This window comes from Metapseudomonas boanensis (assembly GCF_042232855.1).
In the GTDB taxonomy this organism is placed as follows: Bacteria; Pseudomonadota; Gammaproteobacteria; order Pseudomonadales; family Pseudomonadaceae; genus Metapseudomonas; species Metapseudomonas boanensis.
Genome location: NZ_CP113889.1, coordinates 110,637 through 126,039, shown reverse-complemented (window position 1 = coordinate 126,039; position 15,403 = coordinate 110,637). Strand labels below are relative to the sequence as shown.

General features: G+C 60.6%; 14 protein-coding genes. 11 read left to right on the top strand and 3 right to left on the bottom strand.

Features of this window, described 5'->3' with window-relative positions; all coding sequences use genetic code 11:
• Nucleotides 1-56 precede the first annotated feature (56 nt).
• Complete coding sequence (pdxB, locus tag OXH74_RS00600) at nt 57-1,199, top strand: 4-phosphoerythronate dehydrogenase PdxB (RefSeq protein ID WP_375739645.1); 1,143 nt, start codon at nt 57-59, stop codon at nt 1,197-1,199.
• 30 nt (nt 1,200-1,229) lie between these two features.
• On the opposite strand, the gene OXH74_RS00595 is transcribed toward pdxB, so the two are convergent.
• The gene (locus tag OXH74_RS00595; RefSeq protein ID WP_375739644.1) at nt 1,230-1,406 is read right to left on the bottom strand and encodes a PA1571 family protein; all 177 of its coding nucleotides are present in this window, start codon (nt 1,404-1,406) and stop codon (nt 1,230-1,232) included.
• A 189-nt stretch (nt 1,407-1,595) separates the two neighbouring features.
• On the opposite strand from OXH74_RS00595, the gene OXH74_RS00590 reads away from it, so the two are divergent.
• Both OXH74_RS00590 and OXH74_RS00585 read left to right on the top strand, forming a co-directional pair.
• Nucleotides 1,596-2,717 carry an ATP-NAD kinase family protein gene (locus OXH74_RS00590; RefSeq protein WP_375739643.1) on the top strand — a complete coding sequence of 374 codons (1,122 nt, stop codon included), beginning with the start codon at nt 1,596-1,598 and terminating at the stop codon, nt 2,715-2,717.
• Nucleotides 2,718-2,838: 121 nt separating this feature from the next.
• A complete protein-coding gene (locus tag OXH74_RS00585) occupies nt 2,839-4,635 on the top strand; it encodes an ABC transporter transmembrane domain-containing protein (protein ID WP_375739642.1) in 1,797 nt (598 codons plus the stop codon).
• A gap of 92 nt (nt 4,636-4,727) precedes the next feature.
• On the opposite strand, the gene rne is transcribed toward OXH74_RS00585, so the two are convergent.
• Complete coding sequence (gene rne, locus OXH74_RS00580; protein WP_375739641.1) at nt 4,728-7,832, bottom strand: ribonuclease E; 3,105 nt, start codon at nt 7,830-7,832, stop codon at nt 4,728-4,730.
• A 565-nt stretch (nt 7,833-8,397) separates the two neighbouring features.
• On the opposite strand from rne, the gene rluC reads away from it, so the two are divergent.
• From rluC to sppA, 3 genes are read left to right on the top strand one after another with little or no spacing between them, the layout of a single operon-like run.
• A complete protein-coding gene (gene rluC / locus OXH74_RS00575; protein ID WP_375739640.1) occupies nt 8,398-9,351 on the top strand; it encodes a 23S rRNA pseudouridine(955/2504/2580) synthase RluC in 954 nt (317 codons plus the stop codon).
• The gene (locus OXH74_RS00570) at nt 9,344-10,036 is read left to right on the top strand and encodes an HAD-IA family hydrolase (RefSeq protein ID WP_375739639.1); all 693 of its coding nucleotides are present in this window, start codon (nt 9,344-9,346) and stop codon (nt 10,034-10,036) included. The genes rluC and OXH74_RS00570 overlap by 8 nt, the downstream gene beginning before the upstream one ends.
• Nucleotides 10,029-11,012, top strand: a complete 984-nt coding sequence (sppA, locus tag OXH74_RS00565; protein ID WP_375739638.1) for a signal peptide peptidase SppA — start codon at nt 10,029-10,031, stop codon at nt 11,010-11,012. Before OXH74_RS00570 ends, sppA begins: the two co-directional genes overlap by 8 nt.
• 64 nt (nt 11,013-11,076) lie before the next feature.
• Here the strand turns inward: sppA and OXH74_RS00560 are convergent, their stop codons facing one another.
• Nucleotides 11,077-11,655, bottom strand: coding sequence for a Maf family protein (locus OXH74_RS00560; protein WP_375739637.1), 579 nt, complete (start codon nt 11,653-11,655; stop codon nt 11,077-11,079).
• Between the two features lie 106 nt (nt 11,656-11,761).
• Between OXH74_RS00560 and OXH74_RS00555 the strand changes: the two genes are divergently transcribed.
• The 5 genes from OXH74_RS00555 (at nt 11,762) to fabG (ending at nt 15,300) form a co-directional block, all read left to right on the top strand.
• On the top strand, nt 11,762-12,289 hold the full coding sequence (locus OXH74_RS00555) for a YceD family protein (protein WP_375739636.1): 528 nt from the start codon (nt 11,762-11,764) through the stop codon (nt 12,287-12,289).
• A gap of 13 nt (nt 12,290-12,302) precedes the next feature.
• Nucleotides 12,303-12,485, top strand: a complete 183-nt coding sequence (gene rpmF / locus OXH74_RS00550) for a 50S ribosomal protein L32 (RefSeq protein ID WP_041106089.1) — start codon at nt 12,303-12,305, stop codon at nt 12,483-12,485.
• A gap of 3 nt (nt 12,486-12,488) precedes the next feature.
• Nucleotides 12,489-13,499 carry a phosphate acyltransferase PlsX gene (gene plsX / locus OXH74_RS00545; protein ID WP_375739635.1) on the top strand — a complete coding sequence of 337 codons (1,011 nt, stop codon included), beginning with the start codon at nt 12,489-12,491 and terminating at the stop codon, nt 13,497-13,499.
• Between the two features lie 103 nt (nt 13,500-13,602).
• Nucleotides 13,603-14,541: an ACP S-malonyltransferase gene (fabD, locus tag OXH74_RS00540; RefSeq protein WP_375739634.1), complete on the top strand. Its 939-nt coding sequence runs from the start codon at nt 13,603-13,605 to the stop codon at nt 14,539-14,541.
• A 15-nt stretch (nt 14,542-14,556) separates the two neighbouring features.
• The gene (gene fabG / locus OXH74_RS00535; RefSeq protein WP_215378642.1) at nt 14,557-15,300 is read left to right on the top strand and encodes a 3-oxoacyl-ACP reductase FabG; all 744 of its coding nucleotides are present in this window, start codon (nt 14,557-14,559) and stop codon (nt 15,298-15,300) included.
• Nucleotides 15,301-15,403 lie beyond the last annotated feature (103 nt).

Sequence of the window (15,403 nt, the reverse complement as noted above, 5' to 3'; positions counted from 1 at the left end):
CAGCGCAGTGTCTCACGGGAACGCGTAGAATTGGCCAACCTTTGCTGGAGCCTGCCATGCGAATCGTCGCTGATGAAAATATTCCCCTGGTCGACGCCTTCTTTGCCGGCCAGGGCGAGATCCACCGACTGCCTGGGCGTTCGATAGACGCCACCGTCCTGGCTGACACCGACCTGCTGCTGGTGCGCTCGGTTACTCGGGTCGACCGGGCCTTGCTTGCCGGCAGTCCCGTGCGTTTCGTCGGTACTTGTACGATCGGCACCGATCATCTCGATCTCGACTACTTCCAGGAGTCCGGCATTGCCTGGTCCAGTGCCCCCGGCTGCAATGCCCGCGGGGTGGTGGACTATGTGCTTGGCAGCTTGCTGGCATTGGCCGAGGAGGTCGGCGTCGCACTCGCATCTCGCACCTACGGTGTGGTTGGCGCAGGCCAGGTGGGTGGGCGGCTGGTGGACGTTCTACGTGGGCTGGGATGGCGTGTCCTGGTTTGCGATCCGCCACGGCAGGCGATGGAAGGGGGCGACTATGTGGATCTTGCGACCATCCTTCGGGAATGCGACACCATCAGCTTGCACACTCCTTTGAGCCACGCTGGCGAACACCCGACACATCACCTTCTGAACGAAGCGCGCCTGGCCGAGCTGCAGTCCGGCGCTTGGCTGATCAATGCCAGCCGCGGTGGTGTGGTGGACAACCAGGCGTTGTGCGCCGTCCTCGCTCGTCGTAACGACCTTCGGGCAGTGCTGGATGTATGGGAGGGGGAGCCTCAGGCAGATGTCGAGTTGGCTGGGCTGTGCCGCATCGCCACGCCGCACATTGCGGGATACAGCCTGGATGGCAAGCTGCGCGGCACGGCGCAGATCTACCAGGCCTATTGCCGAACGCAGGGCTTGCCCGAAACGGTGGTGCTGGATGAGCTGTTGCCAGCCCCGTGGCTGGAGGAGCTCACCCTGGATGCAAACTGTGACCCGGACTGGGCGCTGGCTACCCTATGCCGGGCGGTCTACGACCCGCGCCGCGACGATGCCGACTTCCGCCGCAGCCTGCTGGGTGATGACACCCAGCGCCGCGCGGCCTTCGACGGGCTGCGCAAGCATTACCCGGTTCGTCGCGAGATCGATGGGCTGCGAGTCAGGTTATTGGGCGAGGCGCCTGGATTGGCGAGCTTGGTCCGGGCGCTCGGCGCAACCTTGGTATAGCGAGCCCCGGGATATCCGGCGCGACGCTCATCAGATGGGCCGATTATCCTTGTTCAGCTGCCTTTGTAGTTCCTGGCAGGCACGCTGGATCATGGATTCGGTAATCGGTATCTCGCGCCCCTGGGCGTCGATGACGGCGCCGCCTATTGGCTGGCGTGGCTGAAGCGGAACGACGCGACGGTCGGATGTGCTGTTTGGCAAGCTCATGGCCTGTCTCCTCATCAGTGTGTGCGCAGTCTAGATCCGCAAGATGAATTCGCAGTGACAGTAGGTGGCAGTTTAGCGCCTTAAAAAAAGAAGGACCGTCCACAACAGGCTGTCATTTAGCCGCAGCCTGGTTGTCGGTCCTCATGGGTGGACCCCGTTTACGGGGCACGAGTTCAGACCGAGGTAGGCATGTCCACATTCCATATGGGCCTGATCATCAACCCCTTGGCCGGGCTGGGGGGGACAGTGGCGCTCAAGGGCAGCGACGGCGTCGCCGCAGAGGCGCTGGCTAGAGGCGCTGAGCCACGCGCCGAGATGCGCACGCGACAGGCGCTGGAGTGCCTGCAGCCGCTCGTCGAGCGAATCGAGTTCCTGACCTTCCCAGGTCCCATGGGCGCCGATCTTCTGGAGGAAATGGGCTTCGCTCACCGGGTCCTGGGTCACCTGGAAAACCAGACGACCAGCGCACAAGACACCCGACATGCGGTCGAGGCGTTGCAGCAGTCTGGCGTGGCGTTGATCCTTTTTGCTGGTGGCGATGGTACGGCGCGAGATGTCTGCTCGGCCGTGCGTGCGGACCAACCAGTGTTGGGCATCCCGGCAGGGGTGAAGATCCATTCCGGTGTCTATGCCATCAGCCCGCGCGCAGCCGGTGAGTTGGTGAGACGCCTGGTAGAGGGTGGCCTGGTGCGCCTGGCCAGTGGCGAGGTCCGCGACCTGGACGAGGTCGCCTTACGCGATGGACGCGTGGCAGCACGCTGGTATGGCGAGTTGACCGTGCCGGAGGAGGGCCACTTCATGCAGCACGTAAAACAAGCGGGCATGGAGTCCGAAGAATTGGTGCTGGTGGACCTTGCGGACTGGCTCTCGGACAGCTGGGAGGAGGGCGTCCGCTACGTCTTCGGTCCCGGTTCGACCCTGCATGGTCTGGCGGCAAACCTGGGGATCGAGACCACGCTGCTCGGGGTGGATGTGATCCAGGATGGTCGCGTGATTGCACGGGACGTGTCCGAGCAGCAGCTCTTCGATCTGGTTGACCGCCATCCAGCGAGGTTACTGGTCACTGCGATCGGCGGGCAGGGGCACATCATCGGACGCGGCAATCAGCAGATCAGTCCTCGCGTATTGCGGGCCGTTGGCCTGGACAATCTTCGGGTCGTGGCTACCAAGCGCAAGCTCGGCACTCTGGAAGGTCGGCCATTGTTGGTGGACAGTGGCGATCCTGAGCTGGACTCGGCCTTCCCGGATGCCGTCCGGGTCTGGGCAGGCTACAAAGAAGAGCTGCTCTACCCGCTTGGCTGGGGCGACTGACGTCCCGCCACGACTGTTGTTGAGGAAAATGGCTACTATCGAAAGCGCCAGTGTATTGTGGTGACCGCTGACACTGACCTACGTGCGCTTGAATCCTTTCGACTGGCTGACCGAGACGCATATGGCATCGCTCCTTACTTCACGGCAGCGCAAAGCGCTGCGCATGGCGGGACAGTTCGTGGCGCCCTATCGATGGCGGGTCATTGGAGCTTTGCTGGCGTTGCTTTTCACGGCGGGTATCACCCTGTCGATGGGGCAGGGCATCCGGCTGCTGGTGGATCAGGGCCTGGCAACGCAGTCCCCCGCCGCGTTGAATCGGTCTATCGGCTTTTTCTTCGGTCTGGTGCTGGCATTGGCGGTTGGCACCTTTACCCGTTTCTACCTGGTGTCGTGGATCGGAGAGCGCTTCGTCGCAGATATCCGCAAGCGAGTGTTCGACCATCTGATACAGCTGCATCCGGGCTTCTACGAGACCAATAGAAGTTCGGAGATCCAGTCGAGGCTGACGGCGGACACCACCTTGCTGCAATCAGTGATTGGTTCCTCGCTGTCCATGGCGCTGCGCAATGGCATCATGCTGGTTGGCGGTATCGTCCTTTTGTTCATCACCAATCCGAAGCTGACTGGCATCGTGCTGCTGGCCCTCCCCCTGGTGTTGGCCCCTATCCTGATATTCGGTCGGAGGGTGCGCCGGCTCTCGCGACAGAGCCAGGATCGCATTGCTGATGTCGGCAGCTACGTGGGGGAGACGCTTGGACAGATCAAGACAGTTCAGGCTTATAACCATCAAGCCCAGGATCGCCTGCGCTTTGCCGGGACTGTCGAGGGTGCGTTCGACACGGCGCGCAAACGCATTGCCCAGCGCGCCTGGTTGATCACCTTGGTCATCGTCCTGGTCCTGGGCGCCGTCGGCGCGATGCTTTGGGTTGGCGGCATGGACGTGATCGGTGGGCGGATTTCCCCGGGAGATCTAGCAGCATTCGTGTTCTACAGCCTGATCGTCGGTGCAGCATTTGGAGCGATCAGTGAAGTGATTGGCGAGTTGCAGAGTGCAGCCGGGGCTGCGGAGCGGATTGCGGAGTTACTGCAGGCGCGTAACGAGATCATGCCGCCGCAGCAGAATAGGGTTGTGCTGCCGGACAGGGTCAGTGGCCGCCTCGAAATGCGCAACGTGCGTTTCGCCTATCCAACCAGACCGCATATCCCGGCACTGGACGGCGTAAGCCTTGAGGTGCGTCCAGGGGAGACGCTGGCTCTAGTGGGGCCTTCGGGGGCTGGAAAGACGACCGTCTTCGAGCTGTTGCTGCGCTTCTTCGATCCCCAGGAGGGCAGCATCCTGGTGGAAGGACTACCGCTGCAGCGCCTGGACCCGGTAGACCTGAGGCATTGTTTTGCGCTGGTCTCGCAGAACCCTGCGCTGTTCTTCGGCAATGTCGAAGACAACATCCGCTACGGTCGGCCCGATGCCAGTCAGGCCGAAGTGGAGGCGGCGGCCCGCGCGGCCTATGCCCATGAGTTCATCATGCGACTTCCTGAAGGCTACAAGACGCACCTCGGTGAGGGCGGTATTGGATTGTCGGGTGGTCAGCGACAGCGGCTTGCAATCGCGCGGGCGTTGCTGGTGGATGCTCCAATCCTGTTGCTGGACGAAGCGACGAGTGCTCTGGATGCGGAAAGCGAGCACCTGATCCAACAGGCGCTGCCGGCATTGATGAGTGGACGGACAACTTTGGTCATCGCGCATCGCCTGGCAACGGTACAGAACGCGGACCGGATTGCGGTCATGGATCACGGGAGGCTGGTAGCCATTGGTACCCACTCGCAATTGGTCGCCAACAATCCTCTATATGCGCGCCTTGCCGAGCTACAGTTCGGCGCCCAGGAGGCAATCGAAGAAACCGGTGAGGTCGGCCGCTGAGTTTCTCCGTCAGGCTCCGATTGGGCTTTTCTGAAGGTAAAGAAAAAGGGGGATGCTGGCAGCATCCCCCTTTTTCTATTCAGTGCAAGGCTTCAGACCACCGGTTTCGGTTCGTCCTTGGCTTTAGCCTGCTCATGCTCTTCGGTCTTGGGCTCGGCTTCGAGTTCGACCTCAGCTTTGGCAATTGCCTCGGCAGCTTCGTCGGCATGCTCCTGCTGTTCAGCGGGGGCCTCGGCGATCTGCTCGGGCTGCGGCTCGGTTGTTGCAGCTGGCTGCTCTTCGACATTGGCAACGGCGTGAGCCACTACAGATATCGGTTCGGCGGCAGCGACAGCCTCGACAACGCCAGCGGCTGACTGCTGCGCTTCCTTGGCCAGACGCTCGGCTTCCAGTTGGCGGCGGCGAACTTCGCGTGGATCGTTAGGTGCACGACCGGAGCTGGATGGCGCTGCTGCCGGCGTAGCGACAGGCTCCTCCATCCGCGGGGTCGGAGCAGGCGCTTGGATCACGACAGGCTGCTCGGCTTCGACTGCGGCCTCGGTATCGGTAACCACAGGTGCTACTTCAACAGCGCGGACCTCTTCGGTGACTGCGGCCTCTTCCACTTCCGCAGCGGCTGGAGCCTCTACCGCTTCGACTTCACGGGCAGCTACCTCGACCTCGGCGGTCTGAGCTTCGGCCTTGGCTTCGACCTCCTGCGCCGGGGCGGCTTCCGTCACCTCGGCGGTGGCGAAAGTAGCGGTGGCGACTGCAGCGGCGACGACAGCGGAGCCGCCTTCACCCTCGGCAACGGCTTCTTCATTGCCTTCCTGATCTTCGATGACTTCGCCGTTGGCTTCACGTTGGCGTTCGCGACGATTGCTGCGGCGACGCTGACCGCGGGAGCGGCGGCGAGGGCGGTCGCCATCGGCGCCTTCCTGGCCGTCATCCTGCAGCAGTTCTTCGTTCAACAGCTCTTCCTCTGGAGCCTCGACTGCAGCCAGTTCGTCGCGCGGCTGGCGCTCCTCGCGGGGCTGGCGCTCTTCACGCGGCGGGCGCTCGGCGCGCTCGCGGCGCCCTTCCTGAACTTCGCGGGGTTCACGCGGCTGGCGCTCCTCACGAGGCTGACGCTCTTCGCGGGGCTGACGCTCCTCACGAGGCTGACGCTCTTCGCGGGGCTGACGCTCCTCTCGAGGCTGACGTTCTTCGCGGGGCTGACGCTCCTCGCGGACCTGGCGCTCTTCACGCGGCTGGCGCTCTTCGCGGGGCTCGCGAGCAGGACGCTCTTCACGCGGCTGGCGTTCTTCGCGGGCAGGGCGCTCGCCACGCTCGCGGCGGCTTTCCTGGCCTTCGCGTGGCTGACGCTCTTCACGCGGCTTGCGATCTTCATCGCGGCGGGTGTCGCGTCCATCGCGGCGACGATTCTGCTGGCGGCCGTTACGACGCTCCTCGCTGCGAGGCTGACGCTCGGCTGCCGGCTTTTCCGCTTCCGGTTGAGTTTGTTCCTTGCCGGCGAACAGGCTGACCAGCGACTTCACCAGCCCCTTGAACAGGCTCGGCTCGGGGGACGGCTGCTCTGGGGCCAGTGGAACGGTGGGGGCAGGGGTCGGAGCTGGAGCCGGGCGATCTGGGGAAACAGTCTTAACCGCAGCCTCCTGGCGGACCAGGGTGCGGGTGGAGGTGGCCGGTTGGAGCTCTTCGGTTTCGGCCGGGGTCATTTCATAGCTGGACTGGCCTGTCAGCACTTCAGGGCTGTCGTCGCGCAGACGCTGAACTTCGAAATGTGGGGTTTCGAGGTGGTCGTTCGGCAGAATGACGATACGCGAACGGGAGCGCAGCTCGATCTTGGTGATGCTGTTGCGCTTCTCGTTGAGCAGGAAGGCGGCGACCGGAATCGGTACCTGGGCGCGAACTTCTGCAGTGCGATCCTTCAGCGCTTCTTCTTCGATCAGGCGAAGAATGGCCAGTGACAGGGATTCGACGTCGCGAATTATGCCTTGGCCGTTGCAGCGCGGGCAGACGATGCCGCTGGTCTCGCCCAGGGATGGGCGCAGGCGCTGACGGGACATTTCCAGCAGGCCGAAACGCGAGATGCGGCCGATCTGCACGCGGGCGCGGTCGGCTTCCAATGCTTCGCGGACTTTTTCTTCCACTGCGCGCTGGTTCTTGGCGGGCGTCATGTCGATGAAGTCGATGACGATCAGGCCACCGATGTCGCGCAGGCGCAGCTGGCGGGCGATTTCCTCAGCTGCTTCCAGGTTTGTCTGCAGGGCGGTTTCTTCGATGTCGCCGCCTTTGGTCGCGCGTGCCGAGTTGATGTCGATGGACACCAGGGCTTCGGTCGGATCGATCACGATGGAGCCGCCGGAAGGCAGCTTCACTTCACGCTGGAAAGCAGTCTCGATCTGGCTCTCGATCTGGAAGCGGTTGAACAGCGGAACGCTGTCCTGGTAGAGCTTGATCTTGCTCTGGTACTGCGGCATGACCTGGCGGATGAAGCTGAGCGCTTCCTCGTGGGCCTCGACGCTGTCGACCAGTACTTCGCCGATGTCCTGGCGCAGGTAGTCGCGGATGGCGCGGATGATGACGTTGCTTTCCTGATAGATCAGGAAGGGGGCGCCACGTTCACCGGAGGCTTCTTTGATGGCGCTCCAGAGTTGCAGCAGGTAGTCGAGGTCCCACTGCAGCTCTTCGCTGGAACGGCCCAGGCCGGCGGTACGAACGATCAGGCCCATGTCGGCGGGTGCATTGAGACCATTCAGGGCCTCACGCAGTTCGTTGCGCTCTTCGCCTTCGATTCGACGGGAGATACCACCTGCGCGCGGGTTGTTGGGCATCAATACCAGGTAGCGGCCGGCCAGGCTGATGAAGGTGGTGAGGGCGGCGCCTTTGTTGCCACGCTCTTCCTTCTCGACCTGGACTATGACTTCCTGGCCTTCGCTCAGCACTTCCTTGATGTTGATCCGTCCCTCTGGGGACTTCTTGAAGTACTCGCGGGAGATTTCTTTCAGCGGCAGGAAGCCGTGGCGTTCAGCGCCGAAATCGACGAAGGCTGCTTCGAGGCTGGGCTCGATACGCGTGATACGGCCTTTGTAGATGTTGGCTTTCTTCTGCTCGCGGGCACCCGACTCAATGTCCAGGTCATACAGGCGTTGGCCGTCGACCAGGGCAACACGCAACTCTTCGGGTTGAGTTGCGTTAATCAGCATTCTTTTCATGTGGTACCAACAGGTTTCCGGGCTGCCGGAAACGGCGATTGGCGCACACGACTCTCGCGGTCGGTGTCAGGTGCGTATCAGAGGTGGCATGCCGCCTCAGTGTCCAGCGAATTCCGGCCAGTGGGGCCTGAATCGCGACTACGTCTCCTGCTTGCTGTGTTGTGACAGAAGCACTTGTTCAGGAGGAGGAATCAGTCGTCGGTAGCGGACGAAGTGAAGCGTCTTGAATAAAGCTGGTGCTACGCAGTCCGACGAATGTGCATCTCCACCCTACACTTATCCCTTGAAAATCGGGTGCCGCTCGCTGAATCCGTAGCGGGTTGCATTTACCGTGATCTCCCATTGGGGTAATCACGCGTCATGGCTCAAGGCTTTGATTTCGGAAAATTCGCGGGCATTTCGGCGAATTTTCTGTCGGACGGCCTCACGTCCTGAATGAGTTGCTAGCGGCTGGGATGGTGGTTTTGATGCTCATCCCGAAGCCAGGCCGCTTTTGGCGGCGTTCGCGACTATAGCAGTAATCATTAAGTGCTTCAAATCCATAAAAAATTGTTATGATGCCGCGATGACTACTCCTTCCTCCCCAACCTTCGGCGTTCAGCTGCTTGAGGTTGCGCCGGAATATGCCGGCCAGCGCATCGATAATTTCCTACGCACCCAGCTGAAAGGTGTGCCTAAAACCCTGATCTATCGCATTCTCCGAAAGGGTGAGGTGCGCGTGAACAAGGGGCGAATCAAGCCTGAATACAAGCTTCAGTCTGGCGACATCGTCAGGGTGCCGCCACTGCGATTGGCTGAGCGTGATGAGGTGCCTCCAGTCGCGCAGGGGCTTCTGGAGCGCCTGGAAGCGGCCATCGTGTATGAGGACAAGGCACTCATCGTGCTGAACAAGCCGGCGGGTATCGCTGTGCATGGTGGGAGCGGGCTCAGCTTCGGAGTGATCGAGGCCTTTCGTCAGCTGCGTCCGGACGCCAAGGACCTGGAGCTGGTGCATCGGCTGGATCGTGATACTTCCGGGCTGCTCATGATCGCCAAAAAACGCAGCATGCTCCGGCATCTTCATGAGGCGTTGCGTGGCGACGGTGTTGATAAGCGCTATCTGGCTCTGGTTCGGGGTAGTTGGCCTACTTCGAAGAAGAAGGTCAGTGCGCCGTTGATGAAGAACAATTTGCGCTCCGGTGAGCGAGTGGTCGAGGTGAATGCCGAAGGCAAGGACGCGCTGACCGAGTTCCGCGTCGTGCGACGGTTCGGTGAGTTCGCAACCCTGGTCGAGGCCAGTCCCATTACCGGGCGGACCCATCAGATCCGTGTTCATGCCAAACATGCGGGACATTCCATTGCGGGTGATCCGAAGTATGGCGATGAGGAATTCACTCGCGAGATTCGCGAGTTGGGTGGCAGGCGCCTCTTCCTGCATGCCTACGCGCTCACCATTCAACTGCCGGACGGCGGCGAGCTGAAGCTCGAGGCGCCCGTGGATGAGGTGTGGCAGAAGACCCTGGAGCGTCTCGGTGCGTGACTATCAGCTATTGATCTTCGATTGGGATGGCACCCTTGTCGATTCCATTGCTCGCATCGTCGAGGCCATGAGGATTGCTGCTTCAGATTGCGCGCTGCCTTTATGCGACGAGCGGGCAATCAGAGGGATTATCGGGCTGGGCCTTCCTGAAGCGATCCATACGCTTTATCCGGAGCTCGATGATCCTCATTGTGTCGAACGATTCCGGCGGCGCTACAGTGATCATTACCATGCGCTGGAGGAGCAGCCTTCGGCTTTGTTTCCAGGGGTCGCTGAGGCTTTGGATGCGTTCAGGAGCGAGGGCTTTCGCCTTGCGGTTGCTACAGGCAAGACGCGTCGAGGTCTGGATCATGTTCTGGCCGGGCGTGATTGGTTGGGGTATTTCGATGTGACTCGCTGTGCGGATGAGACGGCAAGCAAGCCTGATCCGCTGATGTTGCACGAGATACTGGCGTTCTGTGGGGTTGGGCCTGAGAGCGCGCTGATGGTGGGCGATTCGCCTTTTGATCTGCGCATGGCGCATCGCGCAGGAATGGATTCGGTGGCGGTAGGTTATGGCGCTCAGCCGCTCGATCAGTTAATCAAGGAGTCGCCTAGGTTGGCGATCGATCATTTTGATGAGTTGCGCCACTGGTTGAGTGGTGGCGTCAGTCGGCAACCCAATGAGGTGGCAATTTATGTCTGATGAATGGAAGGCATCGGCCCCTGCCGACAAGCCTGAAGACAAAAGCTGGAAATTGCTGGAGAAGGCGGTTCTCGCTGGAGTTCAGGAGCAGCGTCGGGCGCGGCGCTGGGGCATTTTCTTCAAGTCGCTGACCTTTGTTTATCTGTTTGTTGTGTTGGTGTTGTTCTCTCCTGTCTTCGACTTGCAGAAGAGTGCTGCGCGTAGCCAGGAGCATACGGCGCTGGTGGAGGTCCGTGGCATGATTGTCGATACTGAGGCGGCCAGTGCGGACAATATTGTCACTAGTCTGCGGAAGGCCTTCGAGGATCCGAAAACCAAAGGGGTTGTCCTGCGCATCAATAGCCCTGGGGGCAGCCCGGTCCAGTCTGGCTACATCTATGACGAGATTCGGCGCCTGCGTGAGGCGCACAAGGACATCAAGGCCTATGCGGTCATCACGGACCTTGGGGCGTCGGGGGCCTATTACATCGCCAGTGCTGCGGATGAGATCTATGCGGACAAGGCCAGCCTGGTCGGTTCCATCGGCGTAACGGCTGCCAGTTTCGGGTTTGTCGATGCGATGACCAAGCTCGGTGTTGAGCGTCGGGTCTATACATCGGGTGAGCACAAAGCGTTTCTTGATCCGTTCCAGCCGCAAAAACCGGCAGAAACGGAGTTCTGGCAAAGCGTCCTTGAGACTACCCACCAGCAGTTCATTGAAAGTGTAAAGAAGGGGCGTGGCGACCGTTTGAAGGTTGCTGATCATCCGGAGTTATTCAGTGGCCTGGTCTGGTCTGGCGAGCAGGCCCTGAAGTTGGGATTGGTGGATAAGTTGGGTAGTGCCAGTTTTGTGGCTCGGGAAGTGATTGGAGCGAAAGAGATCGTTGATTACACGGTGCAAGAGACGCCGTTCGATCGTTTTGCGAAGAAATTTGGTTCCAGCGTCGCGGAGCGGTTGGCGCTCTGGATGGGTTTTCAGGGGCCTGCGTTGCGCTGAGTGTTTCTCGTTCAATGAAAATGCCCGGCCATTGCCGGGCATTTTCATTCGTGGGGCTGGAGGGTCAGGGTATTTGCACGCCTTCGGCGAGAAGCATGTCGACTAGGCGGATGAGGGGGAGGCCAACGAGGCTGGTGGCGTCACAGCCTTCTGTAGCGCTGAAAAGGCTGACTCCGAGCCCTTCGGCTTTGAAGCTGCCGGCGCAGTCGTAGGGGTGTTCTGCTTCGAGGTAGCGGCCAATGCGTGCTTCGTCGAGTTGGCGGAAGTGTACGGTGAAGGGTACGCAGTCCACTTGGCAGGTGTTGGACTCGCTGTTCAGCAGTGCCAGGCCTGTAAGGAAGGTCACGTGAGTGCCGCTCGCGGCCATTAACTGGCTGCGGGCTCGCTGGAAGTTGTGGGGTTTGCCGAGGATCTGATCGCCAAGTACGGCCACTTGGTCCGAGCCGATGATGAGGTGATTCGGGTGGGTTGTGATCAGAGCTCGCGCTTTTTCCTCTGCAAGTCGGCGTACCAGTTGTTCGGCGCCTTCTTCAGGGTGGCGCGATTCGTCGATGGCGGGGGCGCTCCAAGTAAAGGGAAGGCGCAGGCGTTCGAGTAATTCGCGACGGTAGGGCGAGCTGGATGCGAGCACCAGGGGAAGCATGACGGTCTCCGGGGCAAAGGGCGTGAGTTTATAGAGCTCGTCCGTGGCTGAACAATGCGGAATTTCTTTTGACAGGGGCAGGGCTCGTCCCTAGAATGCTGCGCCTATGTTGAATGGGCCGATTCCACCTTATGTAGATCCGCGCAAGCTTGCGGACCGCGAGACCACCCTTGAGGGTGAGATCGCGCTCGCCAGCCTGGAGCGGCTCTGTGACACACTTTCGGACAACGCGGGCGTCGTGCGAGCGAGCCTTGCGTTTGGTCGTGATGAGCGCCGAGCCGTTTTCATCCATAGCCGGATCGACGTCGAAGTTAAGATGGTTTGCCAGCGTTGTCTTGAGCTGGTCGCCCTGAACATCCACAGCGAGTGCGATTACGCCGTGGTGAGGGAAGGGACTGACAGTCAGTCGCTGCCGAAGGGCTATGACGTGCTGGAAGTGGGTGAAGATCCATTGGATCTTATTACTCTGGTCGAGGATGAGCTGTTGCTCGCCCTGCCCATAGTTCCGGCCCATGACCCTGAAGATTGCCAGCAGCCGGCGGGTCTCGATGAGCCCGAGCCGAGCGAGGACGAGGTTTCGCGGTCCAACCCGTTCAGCGTATTGGCGCAGTTAAAGCGTGACCCAAACGTTTAGGAGTTAATTGATTATGGCTGTTCAGCAGAACAAAAAATCCCGCTCGGCACGCGACATGCGTCGTTCCCACGATGCCCTCGAAGCCAATGCGCTGTCCGTAGAAAAAAGCACTGGTGAAGTTCACCTGCGCCACCACGTTTCCCCGGACGGTTTCTACCGTGGTCGCAAAGTGATCGACAAGGGCGCTGACGAGTAATCCTTGTCCGCTTCGATCATCGCGATTGACGCAATGGGTGGGGACTACGGTCCCCACTGCATTGTTCCAGCTAGTCTTTCTTGTCTGGCTGAATACCCCTCGCTTCACCTGGTCCTTGTCGGCCAAGTTCCCCTCGTCGAAGAAATTATCGCCCGCTACCCTGAGGTCGATCGCCAACGCCTGCATGTCGAGCATGCCAGTGAAGTCATCGCCATGGATGAGCGTCCGGCTCAAGCCTTGCGCGGCAAGCCTGATTCCTCGATGCGTGTTGCGTTGGAGTTGGTACGTAATGGTCGTGCCCAGGCCTGTGTTAGTGCGGGCAACACCGGTGCACTCATGGCGCTCTCCCGGTATGTGCTGAAGACTCTGCCAGGTATTGATCGCCCAGCCATGATGGCTGCCGTTCCTACAATGGCTGGCCACTGCCACTTGCTGGATCTCGGTGCCAACGTTGATTGCAGTGCCGAGCATCTTTATCAATTCGCCGTGATGGGTGCGGTTGCGGCCGAAACCTTGGGTACCGTTCAGCCGCGGGTGGCGTTACTTAACGTCGGAACCGAGGACATCAAGGGTAACCAGCAGGTCAAGCTCGCTTCTAACCTGTTACAGCAGGCGGCAGGGCTTAACTACATCGGTTTCGTCGAAGGTGATGGTCTTTATCGCGGCGATGCGGATGTGGTTGTCTGTGATGGCTTCGTTGGCAATATCCTGCTGAAGTCCAGCGAAGGATTGGCGTCGATGATTTCTTCGCGCATCGAGGCGCTTTTCAGTCAGAGTATCGGCTCGCGCATGATTGGGGCTCTGGCATTGCCGGTGCTGCGTCGGCTGCGTACCGAGTTGGCTCCAGCTCAGTACAATGGCGCCAGTTTCCTCGGATTGCAGGGTATCGTCGTCAAGAGTCATGGTTCGGCGGGGGGCGAAGGGTTCCAGAGCGCTATTCGTCGTGCCTTGATCGAGGTTCGGGAGAACCTGCCGCAGCGGCTACATGGTCGTCTCGAGCATCTGTTGTTGTAGGATGTGACCACTGCCGGGGGCTTGTCATCCAACTGTCAGTTCCGTGCGCTTGGCTATGTCGAGCGTCAATTTCCCTATACCGCCAGATAAGGGACTCATTTAAATGTCCGCATCCCTCGCGTTCGTTTTTCCCGGTCAAGGCTCCCAGTCCCTGGGCATGCTGGCCGAGCAAGGGGCTCAGCAGCAGCTGGTCCTGGATACCTTTGCCGAAGCTTCCGAAGCCCTTGGTTATGATCTCTGGGCGCTGACCCAGCAAGGCCCGGAAGAACAGCTGAATCAGACCGACAAGACCCAGCCGGCCATCCTCACTGCTTCCATTGCCCTCTGGCGCCTCTGGCTTGCTGAGGGTGGCAAGCGTCCCGCCTTTGTTGCAGGTCATAGCCTGGGTGAATACTCCGCGCTGGTGGCAGCCGGCAGCCTGGCATTTGTCGATGCGGTGAAGCTGGTAGAGCGCCGTGGTCAGCTGATGCAGCAAGCCGTGCCAGCCGGGCAGGGCGGCATGGCTGCAATTCTCGGTCTTGAGGATGCCGACGTGCTGGCCGCTTGCGCCGAAGCTTCCCAGGGCGAAGTGGTCAGTGCCGTGAATTTCAACGCCCCCGGTCAGGTGGTGATCGCCGGGGCAGCTGCTGCCGTTGGTCGTGCTGTCGAAGCCTGCAAGGCGCGTGGCGCAAAGCGCGCGATGCCGCTTCCGGTCAGCGTGCCGTCCCACTGCGCGCTCATGAAGCCTGCTGCCGAGCGTTTTGCGGAGGCGGTGGAGGCTGTCGCGTGGCAGGCGCCGCAGATCCCGCTCGTGCAGAACGTCAGTGCTGCCGTTGTAGGTGATCTGGAGGTGCTCAAGCGTGACCTTCTGGCGCAGCTCTACAGTCCCGTGCGCTGGGTCGAATCTATGGTCTGTCTGTCCGGGAACGGCGTTGCCGACCTGGTCGAATGTGGCCCGGGCAAGGTGCTGTCTGGCCTCAACAAGCGTTGTGTGAAGGGTGTGAACACCCACAACCTGGATACCCCTGATGCCTTCGCAGCCGCTCGTGCTGCGCTGGCCTGAACAAGGAGAAGACCTATGAGTCTGCAAGGTAAGGTGGCGCTGGTTACCGGTGCGAGCCGCGGTATTGGTCAGGCGATTGCGCTTGAACTGGGCCGTCAGGGCGCAGTAGTCATTGGCACTGCAACTTCTGCTTCGGGCGCCGAGCGCATCGCCGAGGTACTGAAAGCGAACGGCATCGAAGGTGCCGGCCTGGTGCTGGATGTCAGCAACGACGAATCCGTTGCCAGTACGCTGGAACACATCCAGCAGCACTTGGGGCAGCCGCTGATTCTGGTCAACAACGCCGGTATCACCCGCGACAACCTCATGCTGCGCATGAAGGATGACGAGTGGTTTGACGTGATCAATACCAACCTCAACAGCCTGTATCGTCTGTCCAAGGCTGTGCTGCGTGGCATGACCAAGGCTCGTTGGGGGCGCATCATCAACATTGGATCGGTAGTCGGTGCCATGGGTAACGCCGGGCAGACCAACTACGCTGCCGCCAAGGCCGGCCTAGAGGGCTTTAGTCGCGCGCTGGCGCGAGAAGTTGGTTCGCGTGCTATCACTGTCAACTCGGTAGCGCCGGGCTTCATCGATACCGACATGACGCGCGAGTTGCCGGATGCTCAGCGTGATGCACTACTGACCCAGATTCCGCTGGGTCGTCTGGGGCAAGCAGAAGAGATCGCCAAAGTGGTAGGATTCCTCGCGTCCGATGGCGCTGCCTACGTGACTGGCGCCACCATCCCCGTGAACGGTGGCATGTACATGAGCTGAATGTGACGAATCCCTTCAGGAAACTGTCATACGGGCTGTCTAAAATCCGTTATAAAAGTGCAACTGGTTTATAGACATTTCGTTGCAGCGATCCAGGGGGGGG

Bases quoted from the DNA above. Each gene is read 5' to 3' on its own strand.
- fabD (WP_375739634.1), top strand. From the start codon at position 13,603: ATGTCCGCATCCCTCGCGTTCGTTTTTCCCGGTCAAGGCTCCCAGTCC.
- rpmF (WP_041106089.1), top strand. From the start codon at position 12,303: ATGGCTGTTCAGCAGAACAAAAAATCCCGCTCGGCACGCGACATGCGT.
- pdxB (WP_375739645.1), top strand. From the start codon at position 57: ATGCGAATCGTCGCTGATGAAAATATTCCCCTGGTCGACGCCTTCTTT.
- fabG (WP_215378642.1), top strand. From the start codon at position 14,557: ATGAGTCTGCAAGGTAAGGTGGCGCTGGTTACCGGTGCGAGCCGCGGT.
- OXH74_RS00590 (WP_375739643.1), top strand. From the start codon at position 1,596: ATGTCCACATTCCATATGGGCCTGATCATCAACCCCTTGGCCGGGCTG.
- OXH74_RS00560 (WP_375739637.1), bottom strand. From the start codon at position 11,655: ATGCTTCCCCTGGTGCTCGCATCCAGCTCGCCCTACCGTCGCGAATTA.
- sppA (WP_375739638.1), top strand. From the start codon at position 10,029: ATGTCTGATGAATGGAAGGCATCGGCCCCTGCCGACAAGCCTGAAGAC.
- OXH74_RS00595 (WP_375739644.1), bottom strand. From the start codon at position 1,406: ATGAGCTTGCCAAACAGCACATCCGACCGTCGCGTCGTTCCGCTTCAG.
- OXH74_RS00555 (WP_375739636.1), top strand. From the start codon at position 11,762: ATGTTGAATGGGCCGATTCCACCTTATGTAGATCCGCGCAAGCTTGCG.
- rne (WP_375739641.1), bottom strand. From the start codon at position 7,832: ATGAAAAGAATGCTGATTAACGCAACTCAACCCGAAGAGTTGCGTGTT.
- rluC (WP_375739640.1), top strand. From the start codon at position 8,398: ATGACTACTCCTTCCTCCCCAACCTTCGGCGTTCAGCTGCTTGAGGTT.
- OXH74_RS00585 (WP_375739642.1), top strand. From the start codon at position 2,839: ATGGCATCGCTCCTTACTTCACGGCAGCGCAAAGCGCTGCGCATGGCG.